Origin of the sequence: Comamonas sp. lk, from assembly GCF_900564145.1 — a bacterium.
In the GTDB taxonomy this organism is placed as follows: Bacteria; Pseudomonadota; Gammaproteobacteria; order Burkholderiales; family Burkholderiaceae_C; genus Comamonas.
In genome coordinates this window covers 4,038,673-4,059,467 of sequence record NZ_UOOB01000001.1, presented here as the reverse complement: position 1 = coordinate 4,059,467, position 20,795 = coordinate 4,038,673, and the positions used below count along the sequence as shown (strand labels likewise).

Annotated in this window: 16 protein-coding genes and 1 pseudogene; 14 read left to right on the top strand and 3 right to left on the bottom strand. The window is 58.9% G+C overall.

The genetic code is table 11. The annotated features are described in order from the left end of the window. Positions 1-28: 28 nt before the first annotated feature. Positions 29-1,330 (bottom strand): citrate synthase, encoded by a 1,302-nt coding sequence (locus EAO39_RS18475; RefSeq protein WP_162989615.1) that lies wholly within the window; start codon positions 1,328-1,330, stop codon positions 29-31. Between the two features lie 110 nt (positions 1,331-1,440). Between EAO39_RS18475 and EAO39_RS18470 the strand changes: the two genes are divergently transcribed. The 14 genes and pseudogenes from EAO39_RS18470 (at position 1,441) to EAO39_RS18400 (ending at position 17,465) form a co-directional block, all read left to right on the top strand. After that, positions 1,441-2,586: an aromatic ring-hydroxylating dioxygenase subunit alpha gene (locus EAO39_RS18470; RefSeq protein WP_043376751.1), complete on the top strand. Its 1,146-nt coding sequence runs from the start codon at positions 1,441-1,443 to the stop codon at positions 2,584-2,586. Between the two features lie 25 nt (positions 2,587-2,611). Continuing rightward, complete coding sequence (locus EAO39_RS18465; protein WP_051962318.1) at positions 2,612-2,932, top strand: non-heme iron oxygenase ferredoxin subunit; 321 nt, start codon at positions 2,612-2,614, stop codon at positions 2,930-2,932. Positions 2,933-2,953: 21 nt separating this feature from the next. Next, on the top strand, positions 2,954-4,156 hold the full coding sequence (locus tag EAO39_RS18460) for an FAD-dependent oxidoreductase (protein WP_051962226.1): 1,203 nt from the start codon (positions 2,954-2,956) through the stop codon (positions 4,154-4,156). 1,076 nt (positions 4,157-5,232) lie between these two features. Next, positions 5,233-5,721 carry a hemerythrin domain-containing protein gene (locus tag EAO39_RS18450; protein ID WP_080731569.1) on the top strand — a complete coding sequence of 163 codons (489 nt, stop codon included), beginning with the start codon at positions 5,233-5,235 and terminating at the stop codon, positions 5,719-5,721. Between the two features lie 36 nt (positions 5,722-5,757). Further along, positions 5,758-7,077, top strand: a complete 1,320-nt coding sequence (locus EAO39_RS18445) for a Rieske 2Fe-2S domain-containing protein (protein WP_003054408.1) — start codon at positions 5,758-5,760, stop codon at positions 7,075-7,077. Positions 7,078-7,081: 4 nt separating this feature from the next. After that, complete coding sequence (locus EAO39_RS18440) at positions 7,082-8,071, top strand: ABC transporter substrate-binding protein (RefSeq protein ID WP_120970397.1); 990 nt, start codon at positions 7,082-7,084, stop codon at positions 8,069-8,071. Between the two features lie 31 nt (positions 8,072-8,102). Continuing rightward, on the top strand, positions 8,103-9,080 hold the full coding sequence (locus tag EAO39_RS18435) for a tripartite tricarboxylate transporter substrate binding protein (RefSeq protein WP_043374586.1): 978 nt from the start codon (positions 8,103-8,105) through the stop codon (positions 9,078-9,080). Between the two features lie 13 nt (positions 9,081-9,093). After that, complete coding sequence (locus EAO39_RS18430; protein ID WP_043374584.1) at positions 9,094-10,065, top strand: PDR/VanB family oxidoreductase; 972 nt, start codon at positions 9,094-9,096, stop codon at positions 10,063-10,065. Then, entirely contained in the window at positions 10,062-11,240 is a 1,179-nt protein-coding gene (locus EAO39_RS18425; protein ID WP_043374582.1) for a Gfo/Idh/MocA family oxidoreductase, read from the top strand. The genes EAO39_RS18430 and EAO39_RS18425 overlap by 4 nt, the downstream gene beginning before the upstream one ends. Positions 11,241-11,505: 265 nt before the next feature. Next, on the top strand, positions 11,506-12,420 hold the full coding sequence (locus EAO39_RS18420; RefSeq protein WP_120970395.1) for a LysR family transcriptional regulator: 915 nt from the start codon (positions 11,506-11,508) through the stop codon (positions 12,418-12,420). 457 nt (positions 12,421-12,877) lie between these two features. After that, the gene (locus EAO39_RS18415) at positions 12,878-13,390 is read left to right on the top strand and encodes a MarR family transcriptional regulator (RefSeq protein ID WP_043374577.1); all 513 of its coding nucleotides are present in this window, start codon (positions 12,878-12,880) and stop codon (positions 13,388-13,390) included. 239 nt (positions 13,391-13,629) lie between these two features. Beyond that, complete coding sequence (locus tag EAO39_RS18410) at positions 13,630-14,913, top strand: citrate/2-methylcitrate synthase (protein ID WP_346427107.1); 1,284 nt, start codon at positions 13,630-13,632, stop codon at positions 14,911-14,913. A 117-nt stretch (positions 14,914-15,030) separates the two neighbouring features. Next, a pseudogene (locus EAO39_RS18405) lies at positions 15,031-15,957 on the top strand (integrase core domain-containing protein); the annotation flags it as partial. Between the two features lie 750 nt (positions 15,958-16,707). Then, positions 16,708-17,465, top strand: a protein-coding gene (locus EAO39_RS18400; RefSeq protein WP_120971248.1) for an IS5 family transposase whose coding sequence is annotated in 2 segments (ribosomal slippage) — positions 16,708-17,053 and positions 17,053-17,465 — 759 coding nt in all. Because the reading frame shifts where the segments join, the coding sequence is not laid out codon by codon here. 13 nt (positions 17,466-17,478) lie between these two features. Here the strand turns inward: EAO39_RS18400 and EAO39_RS18395 are convergent. Both EAO39_RS18395 and EAO39_RS18390 read right to left on the bottom strand, forming a co-directional pair. Next, complete coding sequence (locus tag EAO39_RS18395) at positions 17,479-18,981, bottom strand: aldehyde dehydrogenase family protein (RefSeq protein WP_043374571.1); 1,503 nt, start codon at positions 18,979-18,981, stop codon at positions 17,479-17,481. Next, a complete protein-coding gene (locus EAO39_RS18390) occupies positions 18,978-20,786 on the bottom strand; it encodes a thiamine pyrophosphate-binding protein (protein ID WP_205589408.1) in 1,809 nt (602 codons plus the stop codon). The genes EAO39_RS18395 and EAO39_RS18390 overlap by 4 nt, the downstream gene beginning before the upstream one ends. Positions 20,787-20,795: the final 9 nt, after the last annotated feature.

Here is a 20,795-nt window from a genome sequence, read left to right as displayed (position 1 = left end):
GGTCGCAGGGGGCCTGGCGCGCGCGGCCTCACCGAGGGTGGTGTTGACCCATGTATTTGGCCCTCGGGCGCAGCATGGCCCCGGTCAGGCGCTGCTCCATCGCATGGGCGATCCAGCCGCTGGTGCGCGCCAAGGTGTGGAGCATCGCGCCACTTCCGTTGGGTAGACCGATCGCCTTGCACAGGATCACGAGGGCGGCGAACACGTTCGGATGCTGCCCTGCCTGCCGTGCACCGGCCACCAGTGCCTGTACCCTCGGCGTGTCCGGTCCATGCGTGTCCAGGCGTCCGATGAAGTCGAGGAGCACTGCCGAGCGCGGATCCTCGCCGTCGTACAGAGGGTGTCCGAAGCAGGGCAGTTCGTTGCTCTTGAAGCCCGAGGCCGCCGCCAGCGGCAGGGCGTCTTCCGGTTCCAGTCCGAAGGGCAGGGCATCGATGAGCGCCTCCACCTCGACGGCCCCCCCGACCTGCATCGACCCCGACTGGGTCAGCATCGCGGCCGCGACGCAGGCATGCAGATCCGCTCCCGTCGAGGCGCAGATCCGCGTGGCGAACGTCGGGGCCGACAGTTCGTGCTCGGCGGACATCACAAGCGCTGCATCGATGGCCCGCACAGCATCGGGCCTGTCGCCCAGGCCCAGCCCGCGGGCTACGCACTGCGCCATGAACTCTCCGTCTCGGGGCGCTGAAAACTGAGCCCTGGGACCGAAGACGCCCGCGGTGCCGGCCAGCGTCTGCAACAGCCTCCGGCAGGCTGCGAAGCCGGCCGTCTGCATGTCGTCCTCGGCCCGCTCGAATGCCGACAGCGAGGTCGTCAGCATCGACAGGAGCTTGAGCGGCGTGACGTGCTCTGCCGAATGCAAGGCCAGATTGACCAGGGATTCCGCTTGGCGGGTGTCCTGCAGGGGGGGCCATGCGATGTCCCGTGTGCGCGGCAGTCCCGTCCAGATGAGCTCGCTGGCGAATTCGAACGACCGGCCGTCGCGCACCAGGTCGCGCGCGAGCACCCCCCGGTAGCGCGGGCCGTGGGCGGTGATCTCGCTGATCCATGTCTGCGCGATCGGCTCGCCATAGCGAAGGGAGTGTGCGACCTGGGGCCCGCCCGAGCGGGCAACGGCCCGGCTCCTGAGTTTTTCGACATCGGCCTTGCGGTATAGCTTGGCCTTCACGCCCGGGCGCTGCATCGTCTTGATGAGTCCGCGGCTGACGTAGGTGTACAGCGTTTCGCGCCGCACGCCCAGGATCGACATGGCTTCGGCGCTGCCGACGTAGTCGACGTCGTTGATCTGGCGCTGAGGACGTGCGCTCTCAGAGGGATTATTCAAGGGCATAGGGTTCTCCCGATAGAATATATCGATTCTCATATCGATCTATACATTAATCAATGTATTGTCTAGTATCCGCTGCGCACGATCAACGCATTTCTGAAAGGATGACCACGATGCAAGTAGCCGAACAACAGCTCCTGGACCTGCGCCCCAAGTTCAAGGAAACTCGCAAGAAATTGCTCAGTGCACGTCACCTGCCGGGCGAGGTGTACAGCTCGCCCGAGATCTACGACATGGAAAAGCAGCAGATCTTTATGAAGTACTGGCTTTCTGTGGGGCGCGTCGAAGAGATCCCCAATGTTGGCGACTACTACACCTTCCAGGTGATGAAGGAATCGATCGTTGTGTCCCGTCCGGCGCCCGATCAGGTCGTGGCCTACATGAACCAGTGCCTGCACCGGGGCGTGGAGATCGCCGTCGGCCGCGGCAATGCGAAGGAATTCAGCTGCCCCTACCACGCGTGGCTGTATGACGTGAGCGGCAAGCTGGTTGTCGCACCCGGCATGAAGGCCTCGGAGGTTGAACTGAAGAACTGCAGCCTGCGGCAGTTGCACGTCAAGGTCTGGCGCGGCTGGATTTTCGTGAACTTCAGCGATGAGCCGATGTCCTTCGAGGACTACATCGCACCGTTCGAGCAGCCGCTGTGGTGGTTCCAGACCGACCATTGCAGGCTTGCCCAGAAGGTCGAGATCGACGTCAAGTGCAATTGGAAATTCCTGGTCGAGAACTTGATCGACATCTACCACGTCGGCGTCATCCACAAGGGAACCTTCGGCGGCTTCGTCAAGGGCGAGCAGGTGCGCTTCAATCTCCTGGGAAACGGCGGATGGCATACCCAGTACGAGGCCCGGCCCCACTCGACGTCCGGTGATCAGGTCTTCCCGACCCTGCCCTGGGCGCAGGACAAGCCCAGTGGCATTGCCTGCAAGGCGGGTATCTATCCCAACCTGAACCTGTCGATGCGCGCCGACAGCGTTCGCATGTGGCACATCTGGCCGATCTCCCCCACCGAGACCCGGGTCATCTGCTACCTGCTGTTCCCCGAAGGCGCCTTCTCGATCCCGAACTACGACGAGGAGATGGAGAAATATGTCGGCTTCGTGCGCCAAATCATCGCCGAGGATGCCGTGATGGTGGAGGGCATGCAGAACAGCGCAGGTTCGGAGTTCTTCAAGCCCGGTCCGATGTCTCCGCTGGAGGAGGCTCTGTACCACATGGAGAATCACTACATCGACGTGATGACGTCCGAGGCGGCGTAAGGCACAGGAACAAATGGGAGTCATTATGGAAGATGAATGGATCAAGGTCGGCAACGTCTCCGATATCGACGAAGACGACACGCATTCGGTGGAGTTCGACGGCAAGCGAGTGTGCCTTTACAACCTCGGCGGGGACATCTTCGCCACGGACGGCACGTGCACGCACGGAGACGCGGACCTGTCGCTGGGCATGGTGGTTGACTCCTGTCTCATCGAGTGTCCGCTGCACGAGGGTACGTTCGACATCAGGAGTGGCCGTGCGGTGGGCGCCCCATGCACCGTGCCGCTGCACTGCTATCCGGTCAAGGTCGAGCAGGGGGTGATCTTCCTGCGGCCGGTCCACTGAGCGATGCAACGGGAAACAGTCATGGATGTCGTCATCATAGGAGCCGGCCAGGCCGGCGCTTGGGTTGCCCGGTCGCTGCGCGAGGGAGGGCATGAGGGAGGGATCCTCCTTCTGGGCCGCGAGCCGCATGCGCCGTACGAGCGCCCCCCGCTGTCCAAGGGGGTACTCAGCGGAGCGCAGGAGCACCCTCCCGTGCTTCTCACCGCACAGCAGTGCGAGGCGCTGCGCGTGGACTTCCGGCCTGGCGTCGAGGCCGTCGGCATCGACCGCGCCGGCCACCTGGTCCGGTGCGCGGATGGCTCGCTGGTCCACTACGACAAGCTCGTGCTGGCCACCGGCGGGCGCCCTCGGCAGCTGTCGTGTCCCGGCGCGGACCTGCCCAGCGTCCATGCCCTGCGCACGATCGAGGATTCCCGGGCCATCGCCAGGCACCTGGTTCCCGGCAACCGGCTGCTGGTCATCGGGGGCGGATGGATCGGGCTGGAGATCGCGGCAACGGCGAGGAAGAAGCAGGTCAACGTTATGCTGCTGGAGGCCGGGCCGCGCCTGTGCGCGCGGTCGCTTCCCCCCCGATTCTCGGAGTTCCTGCTCGAAAAGCACCGCCAGGAGGGCGTCGAGGTCCGCCTGTCGACAACAATCACATCGTTTTCTGTGGGACTCCAGCGCGCTCTGGCCGTGCAACTGCCCGGCGAGTCGCAGGAGTTCGATGCGGTCGTGGTCGGGATCGGGCTGGTCCTGGACACCAGCTTGGCCGAAGCCTGTGGGCTCGAGGTCCGGGACGGCATTGTCGTAGACCAGTCCGGTCGGACCTCCGACCCCGACATCTATGCGGCCGGCGACGTGGCGAATCAGCCCAATTCCTGGGCGGGCTGCCGTCTGCGCTTCGAGTCGTGGGCCAACGCCCAGAACCAGGCGATCGCCGTGGGCAAGGCGATCGCCGGCGGGAACGGGGCATATGACGAGATCCCGTGGTTCTGGTCCGACCAGTACAACCTGAATTTGCAGGTCCTCGGCACTCCGTCCAACGACCTGGAGGGCACCCTGCGCGGGTCTGCAGAGGAGGGCGCGTTCTCCATGTTCCAGATCTCGGATGGCCGACTGCGCAGCGTGATCTCGGTGAATGCACCGCGGGACATCAAGGTGGCCAAGCGTTGGCTCAAGCAGGGCGCGTGCCCGTCGGCAGATATGCTCGCCGACCGCTCGGTGCGCCTCGATAAGCTCTGACCTCCAGGCTGGCCGTCTTCTAAGCGAGGACTGAGCCGGGCACGACCACATGGCTTGGTGTCCCCTGTGGGCGCGCCGGGCCGTAGGAGACCATGGCCTGGCCTCCTGCGTGCAACACCGCGCTACCCGACGCGCACCTGGGCCTTGACCATCGTACTCAGGCTGTTCGTGAACTCATTGAAGCTGGTGTTCTCGGCCCGGTACTTTCAGCGCTTGACGTACCAATCCTGCACGCCTGCTTTGCAGGTGGGCTGCCGGCAGGAAGGTATCCCACTGTCTCATCTCGTGCACCCGCCGGATCTATCGCGCAATGGCACTTTGGAAGTACATCTCCGTGGTTCTTGCCACCTTGCGTTGCTCTGTGCTAGGTTTGCGCGCACATGGGGCCGTGCTGGCCTCTCTCGCCTCAGGGGCCTGCCGAGTCCGTTATGCGCTGCGAGGACAAGGATTCTGGTGACATGCTGCACATCGACACCAGGATGCTCTGGAGCATCGTCAGACCCACCCATCAAGTGACTGGCGGCCGGCGAGACTCGGTCGAGGGTACAGGCCGGGAGACATTGTTTGTGGCGATCGTTGACCACGCGTGCATCAAATGCCTGCTGACTGACAGCAGTGCAGCTTTCCGGTGGAAGGTGTTTGCGGCTGCCTGCGAGGCTTTGGACGTGCGGCAAAAGCTCATCAGATCGCACCGGCCATAGACCAATGGCGAGGCCGAGCGGTCCATCCAGTCAGAGCTAAGTGAGTGGGCCTATGGCCTGACGTACCAGAACTCTGCTGAGTGGCTCGTGCCCTGGCGAACTGGCAGCACCACTACAACTGCCACGGCCGCACAGCGGCATCGCCAACGTCGCTTCGGTGTCCCGGCTCAAATCTGCAAATAACCGCTTGGCGATTCGCAGCCAGCCATCTTTTTGCGCCGTCATTGATTGAGTCCCGTAGTTCCGTGTAAAGGCGGAATGACTAATTGTTAGTTGACAAATAATTTTAGGGAAACCCCGGGGTGAAATTCATTGCCGAGACGAGCTTGCATTGTTAGAATTGTTAGGTGTCTAATAAAAAATTGCCGGCTGTGTATGTCGATGTCTGCTTTGACTATTCAGATGCCTATTGAGTCATCACCGCCGCTCTGGTCAGAGGCGCTATTGCTAGGACTCGCGGCAGTCGATGATGAGCACGAGCGGCTCGCTTGGCTAATCGAACGCATGCAGCGTGCCAGCGCTTCCGATATGGCGCAAACGCTTGAAGCAGTGCTTACGCATGCGACATCGCACTTTGAGGCTGAGAATGAGTTGATGCTCGCTACGCAATTTCCTCCACGCGACTGTCACATTCGTGAGCACGATGCCGTGCTTTCAACGCTTCGAGGTGTGCTCCGGCGTATGGATTGCACCGGCGAAGTCAGCGTTGCATATCGGTTGGCGGACGAGTTGGCTGCTTGGTTTCCAGCCCATGTTCAGCACCTCGACTCGGCCCTTTCTCATTGGCTTTGCAAGCTGCAGCACGGCGCTAAACCGATAGTGCTGCGCAAGGGGCGCCAATCTGAGACTGCCTTGGCGACCTAGTTCGATACCTTTAATCACTCCTGGAGAGAACACATCATGATGACCCACGAAGAAAACGAACTGCTTTGTCGCGTTGAAGGAGACGCACCGATGGGGCGTCTCATGCGTCGGCATTGGACGCCCATCTGCCTAGTGGAGGAGGTGGGCGAGCCTGACGGAACGCCAGTGAAAGCGCGTGCGTTCGGCGAGGATCTGGTGGTCTTTCGCGACAGTGAGGGCCGCGTCGGTGTCATGGACGAGTATTGCCCTCACCGCCGAGCCTCGTTGGTGTACGGTCGCAACGAGGAGGGAGGTCTGCGCTGCCTCTACCACGGCTGGAAGATGGATGTCGATGGCAACGTGCTGGAGATGGCGTCCGAGCCAGCAGCCAGCGGCATGGTTGACAAGGTTAAGCACACCGCGTATCCGACCCAAGAGTGGGCCGGTATGGTGTGGGCTTACATGGGACCGAAGGAAACCATGCCTGAATTCCTGCCGCCGGCATGGGCGCCGACGGCCGACACGCGGGTGAGCATCGCGAAGGTGCTACTGCCGTGCAACTGGGCGCAGATTCTCGAAGGCGCTATCGACTCAGCCCATAGCTCCAGTCTCCATTCTTCAGATATGGTGCCGGCTCGGGTCGATGGCGCGAAGGCTACCGACAAGACTTGGTTGCGTCCCTCGACCGACAAGGCTCCGCGCATGCAGGTGCAGCGTACCGGTTACGGTTTTCGCTATGCCGCGTTGCGCCGGCCGCTCTCGAATGCTGCGGAGAACGATTACGTGCGCTCCACGGTTTTCGTGGCCCCGGCTACTGCGCTGATCCCGCCAAACAACCTCTATAACGTGGCCAACATCAACGTGCCGATGGATGACACAAACACGGCGTTCTATTTCATCGCGTGGGGCCATCCGTCGCAAACGCCGGAGACTGAAACCTGGCGCAAGTTTTTGCGTCAGACGGTGGGGGTCGACCTGGATCAAAACTACCGTCCCTTGCGCAATGAAGCAAACAAATTCTGGCAGGACCGTAACGCTATGAAGGCCGGTAACTTCACTGGCATCACTGGTTTCCCTAACCAAGATGTCGCGATGTGGCTGACTATGGGGCCCATCGCCGACCGTACCCATGACCGCCTGGGCGCAAGCGATCTGGCTATCGTGGAATTTCGCAAGCAGATGCTCGACGCGGTGAAGGCCTTCGAGCAAGGGGCACCTGCCATCGGGACGGGGGTCGAAGCGGCGACGCCAACAGTCTGTTCCTTCCAAGCCATCGTCCCAAAGACGACCGACTGGCGCACATACGACGCTCACTATGTCTGGCTGGATGGCCAGGATCGCCCCGAGTTCGAACCCTCCTATTCCGTGAAGTCCTGATCCCATGAGTAAACTCCAACTTTCCGTCGCGATGGGCGACTACGACCGTACTCGAGCATTGTTCGATGGCCGTGTGCAAATAGATGGCGTCGACCCAGTGTATATGCTCCTCAATCCCGAGGAGATGTTCTTCCGAGCGATGCGTAGCATTGACTTCGACGTCACCGAGCTTTCTTTCTCCAGCTACTTGGTGAAACACTCGCGCGGTGAGTGTCCCTATATCGCGCTGCCGGTCTTTCTGTCGCGGGCTTTTCGGCACACATCAATCTACGTCCGCAAGGACCGTATTAGGGAGCCTTCTGACCTGAAGGGCAAGCGCATTGGTGTACCTGAGTATCAACTTACCGCTAATGTATGGGCACGAGCGGTCTTGCAAGACGATTTCGGAGTCAGTCCCTCCGATGTGACCTGGGTACGCGGAGGCATTGAGACGCCCGGTCGCCCTGAGAAAGTCAAACTGCAGCTTCCAGCTGATATCCGTATTGAACAGGCTCCCGAGGGGGCAACGATTTCGCAAATGCTCGATTCAGGAGAGATCGACGCTTTTATGGCCCCCCGTCCACCCAGTCGGGCAGCGCTGGCCAACCCAAATATTGGCTGGCTCTTCGACGATCCGACTGCGGTAGCCAAGGACTATTACCGTCGTACAGGCGTCTTTCCGATCATGCATGTGGCGGCAATTAAAAAAGATCTGGCGGCCAAGCACCCTTGGCTGGCAGCTGCGATTGTGAAGGCTTTCACCCAGTCCAAGGCTGTGGCTTTGGAGCTTCTTTCCGATACCTCGGCCACCAAGGTCACGCTTCCATTCGTTGAAGAGCAACTGCACGCTGCACGCGTGGCTATGGGTGAGGATTTCTGGTCCTATGGTGTGGCGCCGGCAAGTAGGACCCTGGAGACCTTCGTTCGTAGTCACTACGAGCAAGGCCTGTCATCCAGACTGGTTCCAGTTAGTGAGCTGTTCCATCCCGCAACCTATGAGAGCTACAGCATCTAAATCCAAAAGAACATAAGTGGAGACAAGCCCCATGAGACGCAAAACCCTAATCAAGTTGCTTGGGATGGCCTTTCTGGCTCCCTTTGCATTTAGCTCCAACGCGTACGCTCAAAACTACCCGACCCGCGCTATCAAGTTGATAGTTCCCTATTCTGCGGGTGGTCTTCCTGACACAGTGGCTCGTATCCTCTCTCGCCCTTTGGGCGATGTTTTGGGGCAGCCGGTCTACGTCGATAATCGGCCCGGCGCCGGTGGCGCGGTGGCGGCATCAGCGATACTGCAGGCGCCGGCAGATGGTTACACGCTGCTGGTGACCGATGGACCAATGCTGTCGATTACGCCGCTGCTAACAAAGAAGATTAGCTACGACGCTGGTCGCGATTTTGTCCCGATTTCGCTCGTCGGCAAGGCTCCGCTGTTCCTTGCTGTCAATGCGAAGGTTAAGGCGAAGACGCTGGAGGAACTCATCGCGCTGGCGAAGGCCAAGCCGGGAGAGCTTAACTATGGCTCAGCAGGCACAGGCAGCATCCACCACCTCACGGCAGAGGCCATGAATGCTAGCTTAGGCCTCACGATGACACACGTCCCTTTTAAGGGAAGCGCCAACTCGGTGCCTGCGATGATCGGGGGGCAGGTTGACATGGTTTTCGCTTCGCCACCATCGCTCATGGGGTTTGTCAAATCAGGTCAAGCTCGGCTTCTGGCCACTAATTCCTCAGCGCGGTCCCTTCTAGTGCCGCAAATGCCAGCGCTGGCCGAAAAGATTCCTGGCTTTGACTTTGCCTTTACGGTTGCGGTTCTAGGAAAGAAGGATACACCTGAAGCAGTGGTTAGCCGCATAAATGCCGAGATTGACAAGATTGTGAAGATGCCCGAAGTCATTGAACAGCTTCGCACTGCCGGTGTTGACCCAGTAGGCGGCTCGGTGGAGCAATTGAGGCAGGCACTACGTGCCGAGAAGACGCAGGTGACAGACGCGGCTAAGCGGGCCCAACTCAAGGCCGAATAAGAGAGATTTCACAATGTCTTCTACGCATACTCACTCCGATACGCAGATGCCGTTGAGGGTGTCTCGCATCATCGACTTGGCGCTGGATATCCGCAGCTTTGAGTTGGTGCATGACGATGGCAGCGATCTACCCCCCTTCACTCCCGGCTCGCATGTAAAGGTGCAAGCCCCTAACGGCATGCTGCGAAAATATTCGCTCTGCAATGACCCGACAGAGCGAAAGCGCTATGTTATTGCCGTCAAGCGCGACCCCGAAGGGCAGGGCGGTTCACTTTCAATGCATGAGCAACTGCAGGAAGGCGACACGCTGCCTACATCGCTTCCTTCCAACGCATTTCCGCTGGTGGATAACGCCAAGCGCTACCTTTTTATCGCCGGGGGTATTGGCATCACGCCGATCCTTTCCATGATCCGTTCGTTCGGTGAGTTGCCGCCTGCGCCGTGGAAGCTAATCTATCTGACGCGCTTTCCCGAAAACACAGCCTTCCGTGAAGAGCTTGGAGCCCCCGAACTCAAGGGGCGAGTGCGGATCCACCACAGTCACGGGGACGCTGAGCGCGTCTTCGACCTGTGGCCCGAGCTTGAAAAGCCTAATTCCGCCCACGTATACTGTTGTGGCCCCCGCCCGCTGATGGAAGCTGTGCGCGACATGACTGGGCACTGGTCGCCGACCAACGTACATTTCGAGAGCTTTAACGAAGGCGGAGGAGTGCGGCCAGACGACAAGCCTTTCATGGTAAAACTGGCCAACTCCGGCGCGGCGTTTGAGGTACCAGTCGGCAAGTCGATTCTGTCTGTGCTTCGTGAGCATGGCTGTAATGCAGCGGCGTCTTGCGAGAGCGGTACTTGCGGCACCTGCCGCACGAATCTACTTAGTGGCGAGGCTGATCATCGAGACATGGTATTGCTGCCCGAGGAGATGGACAAGCAAATCATGATCTGCGTCTCTCGGGCTAAGTCAGACGAATTGGTGATCGACCTGTGAACGCCGGCCACCAACTTCGACTGGGTGTCGCCGGACTCGGGCGCGCCTTCACGCTTATGTTGCCGACACTCCAGCAGGACCCGCGGATAAAGCTGGTGGCTGCTTGCGATCCGCGCGAATCGGCGCGGGCTCAATTTGCGAGCGACTTCCGTGCTCCGGTGTACCCGGACATTGAAGGCCTGGCATCTAATCCGGATGTAGAGGCTATCTATATCGCCAGCCCACACCAATTTCATGCGCAGCAGGCACGCATTGCAGCACGTCACGGCAAGCATGTTCTTGTGGAAAAACCGATGGCGCTGTCCCTTGGCGACTGCGACGAGATGATCCAGCACTGCCGTGATGCAGGGGTACACCTGATCGTCGGTCATTGTCACAGCTTTGACACACCCTACCTGAGCGCTCGAGAGATCGTGCAGAGCGGGGAGCTGGGGCCCGTGCGTATGGTCCACGCGTTGAATTACACCGACTTTCTCTACCGACCGCGTCGTCCCGAGGAACTGCGCACTGAAGAGGGCGGTGGCGTGGTGTTCAGTCAGGCTGCTCACCAAGTCGACATTGTGCGCTTGCTGGTTGGCACTCGGGTCAGGAGGGTTCGAGCCATCACGGGTGACTGGGATCCTATGCGTCCTACCCAGGGTGCCTATTCGGCGCTGCTGTGGTTCGAGGGGGGCGCGTTCGCCAGCATCTCCTATAACGGCTACGGGCACTTCGACTCCGACGAGTGGTGCGACTGGATTGGCGAGATGGGCGGTGACAAGTCTCCTGAGGCATATGGCGCCGCCCGCCGCAAGCTGGCTACCGTGGGCTCAGCACAGGAGGAGGCGAACCTCAAGGCTGCTGCTACCTATGGAGGTCCTGGATATGTGGCTGCCGCAATGGATGCGCAGCCTATCTGGCACCAACATTTTGGCCCGATAGTGGTGTCGTGCGAGCGCGGAGACATACGCCCGTTACCGGACAGTGTCTGCGTGTACGCAGACCTCGCCAAGGAGCGGCGGTCGTTGCAGCGGCCGGTGGTGCCCCGTTTCGAGGTTATTGATGAGTTGTACCACGCTGTGGTTAACGAGATCAAGCCGCTGCATGATGGCGAATGGGCGCGCGCTACGCTTGAGGTATGTCTAGCGTTGCTCGACTCGGCCGGCTCGGGTAAAGACGTGGAACTGCCGCGCTGAAGTGCTTGCGTAAGAGAAAGGTGCGGACAGAGTGGTCGGAAGCTCCACCCTATGTGGCCTCTCCTCTGCGATGGCCACAGGCGAGCAAGACGTCAGTGTTATAAGAGTCTCCTTTGGTCTGACGACAGTACCTTGTGTCTGGCCTCATTTTGCAGTGGCCTTATGCGCATGCATGATTCCGGATGCAGTGCATGTAAGGTGCTTGGCTAAGGCTGGAACTCCAACAACTTTTCAAACTATAGACTTATTGCATAGCGTGGACAAAATGACGCCTTCTCAAGAGGACTTGAATCTGCTAATTGTCTTCGAAGCGCTCATGGAAACCCGCAGTGTGTCTAAGGCTGGCGAGCAATTGCACCTGAGTCAACCTTCTATGAGCCACGCGCTGTCGAAGATGCGTAAGGCTTTCGACGATCCAATGTTCGTGCGTGTTAAGAACGAGATGCAGCCTACGCTAAGGGCGCAGGAGGTCGCTGAGCCGATCCGGCAAGCCCTCGAACTCGCCCGCCAGCATATTTTTTCCAAGGTGGCGTTGGACTTGCGTACTTCCTCGCGCATATTCACGATCTGCATGACAGATGTCGGCGAAACTTGCTATTTGCCGCTGCTGATCAATGCTGTACGCAAGCAGGCTCCAGGTGTTCGCCTGAGAACGGTGTCCCCTATCGTGGAAAAGCTCAAGGTAGGTCTGGAATCAGGAGGTGTCGATCTTGCCGTTGGGTACTTTCCCGATATCACTAGTGGAGGTGTTTTTCAGCAGAGGTTGTTGCGCAATAGCGGATTTCTGTGCATCACGGGCGACAGGGAGCTCGCCGCGCGCGGCGAGATGGATATCGCTTCGTTCCAAGCCGCGGAGCACATTGCGGTCAGAACAGAAGGCCGTAGCCAGGAGGTCATTGAGAAGGCTATGGCTGCAATGGGCGTGCAGCGGAATGTGGTGGCCACGGTTCCCCATTATCTTGGCCTGTTGACCATCATTCCGCAAACCGAGCTGACAGCCATTATTCCGATGGATCTGGCCAGTGCGTTTGACGGCAAGGAAGGTATAACGGCCATCCCGCTGCCGTTCGCGTCGCCGAGCGTGGAAATAATTCAGATATGGCACAGGCGCCACCATCAGGATCCGGCGCATCGTTGGCTGCGTACGCTAGTGAGGGATACTCTGCAAAGGCGGTGCTAGCCTAGGGCATATGTGTGCCGGTGCAATGCACAAGGCTTGCGCTTGGCGGGCACCTTGTACGTTCTTGCAAAACGCCCTCCTCAGAGATTTAAGATACAGAGTAGCCTGATCCTGCTGACTGCTGTATGTCATTTTGGGGCGGTTATCCTACAGTCGGCGGCTTACGGTACTGCCGCTCAGGTGTACTTTCAATTTTGCCAGTGGTGCCGTATTGCTGCGTGTTCTGTTTCTGCAGTGGTGGAGTTCGGAACTAAGGAATGCGGAGTGCTATATTTGCTAAGCTCGCTTGGCCTGGTTTCGTACCTTTTCATTCTTCTCCCCCTTGTTTGTACCTGTCGGCTCGTGTAGACGTAGTCGCTCGTTGCCTGTGTTGCGGGGAATAAATCAGGCAAAGTGTCTGTTAGTATGCATTGAGGGATGAACATTGGCTAAGAAAGCAAGGACAGAATCAGCAGAGATGGCGAGCCGAATCCTGCAGCACTGGCATGAGGGCGTTCCTGACGATCGCTTGGCTCACTTGGTTAAAGACGCGACGCGCGCATTTCTTCGGTCACTGCAGAATCGTCTCGCGCGCTACGATGTTCAGCTCGGCCATTGGACTTTTCTGCGGATCCTCTGGGAAAGGGATGGACTCACCCAGGCGGAGCTGAGCGTTGAGGCAGGAGTGATGGCGCCCACGACGGCCATTGCACTGAAAGCCATGGAAGAGTTAGGATATGTCGTGCGAAGGCACCGGCCCGACAATCGTAAAAGCATGTACGTATTCCTTACGCCTGCAGGCAAGCGCCTCAAGGCAAAGCTTGTGCCTATGGCCGAGGAGGTTAACGCACTGGCGGTTAAGTCTCTGTCGGATGCGCATGTCGGGATCGTGCGGCGCTCGCTATTGAAGATTATTGAGAATCTTGCGAATGACGAGTGTATCCAAGATGACACGAGGAGAGCGGCTGTCCAAGGTTCCCCAAAGCCTTAACCCGTGGAGGCGCTAGCCCTCATGCCTAGGCGCTGACCCGCATAGAGCAAGACGCTTTTGAGAATCTTTGTAGATAGGCTAAATGCCATGTCCCATGCGGCAGTTGGCTAAGCTCGCTCTCTGCGGTAGATTCCATCTGTCGTGTAAAATTATTAGATGGCTAATAAATATGAGCCATGTAGATATGGCACGCTTTATGGAATCCCTTGCCATTGCAGGTCTGGATTGCGTGGGACCCCATGATCACAGGCTCTGACTCCACGTCCTCTCGACACCCTGACTTCCTTGATGCGAAGGCTAGTCTTGCCCTCCTGGGCGTTCGACCACAGACGCTCTACGCATATGTGAGCAGAGGGGCAATTCGTAGTGTGCCTCAGCCCGGGACCAAAGCGCACCTATACAGCCGAGCGGACGTTGAGCGGGTCATTGCGCGTGCGGCGGCCCGTGCAGGCCATGCTGCTGCGGCAGCTGGCGCGATGGACCATGGGCAGCCCATCATTAGCAGCGGAATAACAGAAATCACCGAGGCTGGCCCAGCATACCGAGGCTATCTGGCTAGTGACCTCGCGCGCCAGGGTGTTCCATTCGAGCGCGTTTGCGAGTTGCTATGGGGCGCTCCGCTCGACGTTGCCAGAATTGGCGCTTGGATAATCCCTCCGCGGGAGTTGGCTCGCGCTCGGGAAGCTGGCTTGCGGATTTTGCACGGCACCGACCCGCACACAGTGTATGGGGCGATCGCAATGCTGGCCCTTGAGCTGGGACGTACCCGCAAGCTGTCGGGCAGCGGCGGTCGTGTTGGTGGCGTGGTGCAAGAGCCGCATCTGCTGATCTCTGCCATTGCGCAAGCGCTAGGCTGTGTCAGCCCCGTACACGCGCTGACGCTGCCGGAGCGTTCGGAACTGATCGCGTCGACGCTCATTCGCTCCTTCGGATGCGAGGCCACGCTCGAGCGGAGCCGCGCGGTGAACGCGCTGCTGGTGCTCCTTGCAGACCATGAGCTGCCGCCAGGCACCCTGGCTGTTCGGGCCGCGGCATCGGGTGGGGCAAACCTGTTCGACTGTATTTCCGCGGGCATCTGCGCTAGCTCCGGGACCGAGATCGCCGGGCACTATGCGATCGTTGACCGCTTTCTGACGGCAAGACCGACGGCGGTTGCGTTGCGTGAAAAGGCCATTCGCCTTCACCAAAGCGGGCAGCAGATACCGGGGTTCACGCATCCTCTCTACAAGGGGGGCGACCCGCGCGCGAGGCACTTACTTGCCATCGCCGCCGACTTGGCTGACGACTCTTTCGACATGAGACAGGTGTTCGATTTCGTCGCTTGGGCGCAGGAAAACCTCGCAGACCATCCCAGGCATGAGTTCGGACTTGTCTGTCTGGTGCGCGGGCTTCGGCTGCCCGTGTGGTCGGCTGCGGTTCTCTTTTTAGTGGCGCGCATGGCTGGCTGGGCGGCGCACGTACAGGAGCAGCGCGGCGCGACTGGCCTGTGGCGTCCGCGCGCCCGTTATGTCCCTCAACCATGAGCGTGATAAGGCCCTGACGCACGTATTGCTGCCTCGCTCGCGTCGTCTTCTGTCGCTTAGATGTACGGTCCCAGGAAGTCATGGTGCATTCTTCAGCCTGGAACAGGAGAAAGCACTATGGCAATCCGCCTGCATGGTAGCGCCCGCACGACGCCGCGTATCCGCGCAGAACTCCAGCTAGCGACCGGCTCCCATCGGTTCTTGGCCAAGTTCTACGGCATCAACCCCAAGACCGTGGCCAAGTGGCGTGCACGCACCTCGGTTCTCGATGAGCCCATGGGGCCTCGGGACAGAGCAAGCCAGCATCTTTCCCAAGAGTAAGAACACTTGGCAATTGCATTGCGCAAGCAAGGGCATCTGTCGCTGGACGATCTCATGGGACAGCATCCAAGCTCAGCCGTAGCGCCTTGCATCGATGCCTGCAGCGTCACGGAATCAGTTGACAGCCCATAACGCAGGTGTCACAAAGGCACGGAAAGTTTGAAGAAGCGACGCTGGGCTTCGTGCCCATCGACAGCGCCGAAATGAAGGTCTCCCGCACCAAACAGCACACGTTCGTCGTCATAGACCGCGTCACAAATTCACGCATTCCGCGTTCTTTGACAGGGCCACGAAAGCCAATGCAGCAAAGTTCCTTCGACAGGTGCTTGGGGCCTTCCTGTACCGCATGCATTCCCTTCTGACGGAAAACGGCATGGCCTTTACGGGACAAGAATGCTTCAGAGGCGGTGTCACCGACACATGCATCGGTCACATCTTCGAGCGCATCTGCAAGTTCAATGGCGTCGCGAAAACGCATACCAAGCCGTATCACCCGTGGACGAACGGCATGGTCGAACGCATGAACCGGACCTTCAGGGAATCCACGATCAAGGCGTACGAGTACGAGGGACTGGAGCAACGACGGGAGCATGTCCAGACCTTCGTTCAAAGCTACAACTTCGGCAAGCACTTGAAGGCGCTCAGGTGGAAGACACCATTCCGGCCGATGTGCGAGGCATGGGAAAAGACCCAAGCCGCTTTAGACTTCATCCGCACCATCTCTCTGTGGGACTGAACGACAAGTCCTGTGAAATACTGGCACAAACTAGGCCTAGCCGCATAACACCAGTCCAAACTCTTATCCGAACCTCCTGGGGGCCAGTTTTGCGTGGAAATTAACAACCCAGGTGCTCGTGTGGATAGGATACTGGCATAGATCCTTGCTTACCCGGGTAACCCGATGGGTCATGTGGAGTGCGCTGTTTTCAAAAATCACCCGCTTGAGCAACAACCAGGTAGTAAGGCTGGCTAGTTAGCTATACATGTAGTCGAGTGCGAAGCGCATGCTGCAGTCAACGAGCTTCTTGCTGGGTCTAGCATTTTTCTAAGGCCTTGCACAGCCGTCTCGCCGACAGGATGTAGTGCGGGGCGCTGTTGCGACCGGTGCCAGCACAGTCAGGCCGCCCCATCTGGTTGTCCTAGACTGAGAAAAAAGGTATTCATCTTGGGCGACCGCTGGCTGTCGCCATGTAGCTGGAACCGGTACGCGCTCCGCCGTGGATCAGTACTATGGGTGGCTTGCCGGTCTTCGCAACTGGCCTCAATATCTCATAGTAGGCTGAAGGTTCGGTCACGAAGCTGATGCATACTCACACAGCGCCTTGGGGCTTGCACTGGCTTGGAAAGCGCTGTTACAGGCGACTGCAGCTAATATAGCGTCCATACTAATGCCAGTATGGAAGAACCTCCGATTGTCAGAGTACCAGGATTTGTTGAGATTTGATCCTTTATCTCCGTGGCTACGTGACAATCATCGCGGTGATGCGATATGTTTTGAGAGATGGACAATGGACTCGTATGAGTCCATTGTGTTTGGGGAAGGTTGGAGACCGAGGACGCAGTGGCTCCAACAATCGACTCTTCTTGGAAGCAGTGCTTTGGATTACACGAACAGGTAGCCCTTGGCGAGATTTGCCACCCGAGTTTGGTAAGTGGAGCACCGTCTTGAAGCGGTTTCGCGACTGGGTCAAAGCTGATGTTTTTCAAAAGCTGTTTGATGCAGTCAGCGATCAACCGCACATGGAATACGTGATGTTGGATGCAACGATGGTGCGAGTGCACCGGCATGGTAATGGTGCAAAAGAGGGTCTGCGGGCTAGGCCATAGGTCGCAGTCGAGGTGGTTTGACCACCAAGATCTTGGCGCTGACAGATACCCTTGGGAACTTGATCCGATTTGTTTTGCGGCCAGGCCAACGACATGATCTTCAAGGTGTAGAGCAACTGCTTGAAGGCATAGATCTGCTGGCATTGCTGGCCGATAAAGCATTTGACGCAGACTGGCTGGAGCAACGCTTGCTGGCACAGGGCTTCCAAGTGGTGATTGCACATAAGTCCAATCGGCGAGCGCCCTTGCAGATTGATATAGAGGTCTACAAGTGGCGGCACCTGATCGAGAACTTCTTTTGCAAGCTCAAGGAGTTCAAACGTATTGCAATGCGCTGCGACAAGACAGACAGCAGCTTCGCTGCTGTCATCACGTTGGTATCGGCTGTGATCAATTCACGTTAAATCTCAACACGCCCTAGTCGAGCCTCACGTTGACGTTCTTGACCTGCGTGAACTCCAGTAGTTCCTCCTTGGATTCCTCCCTACCGACGCCGGACTGCTTGTAGCCGCCGAACGGCGCGCCAGGAATATGTGCTGAGCATTCGTTGACCCATACATATCCGGCCTGAATACGTTTGGCGGCGCGCAAGCCGGTGTTGAGGCTCGTGGTCCACACCGAGGCCGTAAGGCCTAGTTCGACGGCATTGACATCGGCGAACATTTGGTTCTCGTCTTCCCAAGAGAAGACCGAGAGCACAGGACCGAAGATTTCCTCGCGCGCGATCCGCATATCGGGGAGTACGCCTGTGAATATGGTCGGTTCGATAAACAGACCGGCTTGCAGATGCGCTTCGCGTGCCGGGCAGCCGCCCGTCAAGAGCGTGGCTCCGTCCTCGATGCCTGCACGAATGTAGTGCAGGGCACGCTCGTACTGAGCGCGGCTCGCCATCGCTCCCATGGTCGTGTCCGAATGCGTGGCGATACCGGGCCGGTGCTTCTTCGCGAGTTCCGCCACTACACGCTGCATAAATGTGTCGTGGATAGATCGGTGTACGTATAGGCGACTGGTAGAGCCACAGGACTGCCCACACCATGTGAAGTTCATACCTCGCACGGCACCTTCCACGGCGCGGTCCAGTTCGGCGTCGGGATAGATGACCATTGCGTTCTTGCCGCCGAGCTCAAGCAAGGTGTGCTTCATCGTGTCCGCAGCAGACCTCAGTACAGCCTTGCCCGCGCCAACACTTCCAATTAATGCGACAGCGGCAACATCTGTATGTGCAGAGAGCGCGGCGCCCGTTTCGCGCCCGCCGGTGACGCAGTTCAGTACCCCGGGAGGAAACAGGTCCTCGAGAATTTCCAGCAATCGAATGGTCGAGAGAGGGGCTTGCTCTGGCGGTTTGAGAATGACGGTGTTGCCTGCTGCGAGAGGTGCCGCGATCTTCCCGGCAGCGAACATGAACGGATGGTTGAAGGGGAAGATGCGTGCCACAGGGCCGAGGGGCTCCCTGAGCGTGTAGTTCAGCGAGCCATTCGCGGTCGGAATGGTTTCGCCCTTGATCTCAAGCACTAGTCCCGAGAAATAGTCCAGTTGGGTGGCAGCGATCTCCGCATCCATCTGCATGGCGTGCACGGGATTACCACAGTTGGCGGCGTCTAGCAGCGCTAGCTCCCGTGAATGCAGTCGTACGCGGCGTGCGGCCTCGCGTAATAGCGCGCCACGCTGCAACGGAGGCGTTTCGGCCCATGTCGGGAACGCGGACTTGGCTGAGGCGACCGCCGCGTTCACTTCTGCCTGGGATGCGCAGGGGATATCGGCCAGAAGGTCACCGGTCGATGGGTTGAAGGTCGCAATTGTGTCGCTCCCACCTTCATGCCAACGTCCCGCCCAGAAATGACCGCTTGAACGCGGTAAAGTGCTCTGGATGTACGGGGTCAGGTCGCCGCTTTCCTGCAGGGAGATTGGTATCTTCGTCATGCTTGGCTTCCTTCATGATCTTCATGCGAACGGGTCATGCCGGAGGTCATTGCAGCGCTGTATCCTGGAGTGACCCGTACGTCGACGACAACGGTTGAGCCAGCCCGAACCGCTGCTACGGCGCGAGCTAGTATCTCGTCAAGCATGGCCGGGTTGGTAGTCGGCCCAAAGCCTTGTAGCCCCAGTCCGCGCGCGAGTGCAGCTAGATCCGGATCCGGGTCTCCGATTCGCTGCCCGATCCAGCGATTTTGCACTGGTCGGTCACGGTCGCGTGCCACACGCTCCTGATGCAGTTCGTCGTTGAAAAAAGAACAGTTGTTGCATACAACAGTGAGCAGCGGAATGCCGGCATTGGCCGCTGTCCATAGTGCCGTCAGGCCCATCAAGTAATCGCCATCACCTGTCATCAGTACGGGGAGACGATCGGTATCGCGAAGTGCCAGTGCAGCACCTACGGCCATACCCGGTCCTGAGCCAATACCTGCACCGCCGTCCATGCCTAGGTAGTCCAGAGGATCGCGAAAGTGGCCCATCTCTCCACTCCATCCCAGTGGCACGCGAATCAGCGTCACGGGCTGCTCGCCTGCTGCGCGGCGCAGGGCATCCGCGACCATCGCAATACTGATTGTGCCGTCCTGCAGCGCCGGCAGCTTGGCGGCTACCGTCTTCGAGGGGCGAGTGGCGACCGAGCGGCGATTGCATGCGGCGGATAGGAGAGGAACGGCGACGTCCGGTTCAACTGGCATAAATACGTCGACCGGCGGGAGGCCTTGATGGTCCATGCTCCAGCCGCGATGGCTGTAGTGGTCGAGTGAGACCTGGATCACTTTGGCGCTCACAGACTCACCGCGCCATGCCTGTTGGAGTGTTCCATTCAAGTCGTACCAATCAAGACTAAGGACGACGTCCGCGGCGCGCAGCGTAGTTGCCGCCTCGGGTGAGAGAAAGACACCTGGCACGGCGGCGTGAAGTTCATGGTCCGTAGGAAAGGACGCACCAGCGCGCAGGTCAGTGAGGACCTCCGCATTTAGCTTCTCGGCCAGTTGGATGCGATGGCGCCAGCTTTCGCTCGAGCGAGATACGCGTCCCATGAGAATGACGGGCCGAGTTGCCGAGGAAAGTAGTTCTGCGGCTTTCTCCAGATCTTCCTTGCCCGGTACAGCGGGTGAGGCAACCTCGTATCGCGAGACGTTGGGTAATGGCGGGATCGCGTCGATTCTCGTCTCTTGTAAGGAAACATCAAAACAGACGTAGGTTGGACCGGACGGTGCAGTCAGTGCAATCTGTTTGGCTCGGAGCAGCGCTTCATAAGAGGCAACAACGGAAGCGGGCTGCGCATCCCATTTGGTGAAGGCGCGTACCAACGCACCTTGGTCCTGCGCGGTATGCATCCAGTCGATCCAAGGGCGGCGTTTTGCGGCATCGACTGGGCCCGTTGCGCCGAGAACCATCACCGGCACGCGGTCTACCCAGGCATTAAAGATCGCCATAGAAGCGTGCATCAGTCCGACATTACTGTGGACAATGGCAGCCAGGGGCTTTCCTGTTACCTTTGCATAGCCGTGGGCGATAGCAACGGCATGCTCCTCATGAAGCACAACCAGCATTTGGGGGTTGATATTGCCCAGGTGGTTGACCAAGCTGTCGTGCAGACCGCGAAAGCTTGATCCGGGGTTTAGTAGGACATAGGGGATATCAAGCGCGCGGATCATCTCTGCGATCGCATCGCTAGCCCACAGACTGTCGGTATCATTGCCAGGGAGTGGAATGTCTCGACGCAGCGGGACGGGTTGCATTGAATTCATTTGGTTGCT

What these genes read in the sequence shown, in the direction of transcription:
- EAO39_RS18470 (WP_043376751.1), top strand. Translation starts at nt 1,441, where the DNA reads ATGCAAGTAGCCGAACAACAGCTCCTGGACCTGCGCCCCAAGTTCAAG.
- EAO39_RS18430 (WP_043374584.1), top strand. Translation starts at nt 9,094, where the DNA reads ATGTCTTCTACGCATACTCACTCCGATACGCAGATGCCGTTGAGGGTG.
- EAO39_RS18415 (WP_043374577.1), top strand. Translation starts at nt 12,878, where the DNA reads ATGGCGAGCCGAATCCTGCAGCACTGGCATGAGGGCGTTCCTGACGAT.
- EAO39_RS18475 (WP_162989615.1), bottom strand. Translation starts at nt 1,330, where the DNA reads ATGCCCTTGAATAATCCCTCTGAGAGCGCACGTCCTCAGCGCCAGATC.
- EAO39_RS18450 (WP_080731569.1), top strand. Translation starts at nt 5,233, where the DNA reads ATGTCGATGTCTGCTTTGACTATTCAGATGCCTATTGAGTCATCACCG.
- EAO39_RS18460 (WP_051962226.1), top strand. Translation starts at nt 2,954, where the DNA reads ATGGATGTCGTCATCATAGGAGCCGGCCAGGCCGGCGCTTGGGTTGCC.
- EAO39_RS18465 (WP_051962318.1), top strand. Translation starts at nt 2,612, where the DNA reads ATGGAAGATGAATGGATCAAGGTCGGCAACGTCTCCGATATCGACGAA.
- EAO39_RS18440 (WP_120970397.1), top strand. Translation starts at nt 7,082, where the DNA reads ATGAGTAAACTCCAACTTTCCGTCGCGATGGGCGACTACGACCGTACT.
- EAO39_RS18410 (WP_346427107.1), top strand. Translation starts at nt 13,630, where the DNA reads ATGATCACAGGCTCTGACTCCACGTCCTCTCGACACCCTGACTTCCTT.
- EAO39_RS18435 (WP_043374586.1), top strand. Translation starts at nt 8,103, where the DNA reads ATGAGACGCAAAACCCTAATCAAGTTGCTTGGGATGGCCTTTCTGGCT.
- EAO39_RS18390 (WP_205589408.1), bottom strand. Translation starts at nt 20,786, where the DNA reads ATGAATTCAATGCAACCCGTCCCGCTGCGTCGAGACATTCCACTCCCT.
- EAO39_RS18420 (WP_120970395.1), top strand. Translation starts at nt 11,506, where the DNA reads ATGACGCCTTCTCAAGAGGACTTGAATCTGCTAATTGTCTTCGAAGCG.
- EAO39_RS18445 (WP_003054408.1), top strand. Translation starts at nt 5,758, where the DNA reads ATGATGACCCACGAAGAAAACGAACTGCTTTGTCGCGTTGAAGGAGAC.
- EAO39_RS18395 (WP_043374571.1), bottom strand. Translation starts at nt 18,981, where the DNA reads ATGACGAAGATACCAATCTCCCTGCAGGAAAGCGGCGACCTGACCCCG.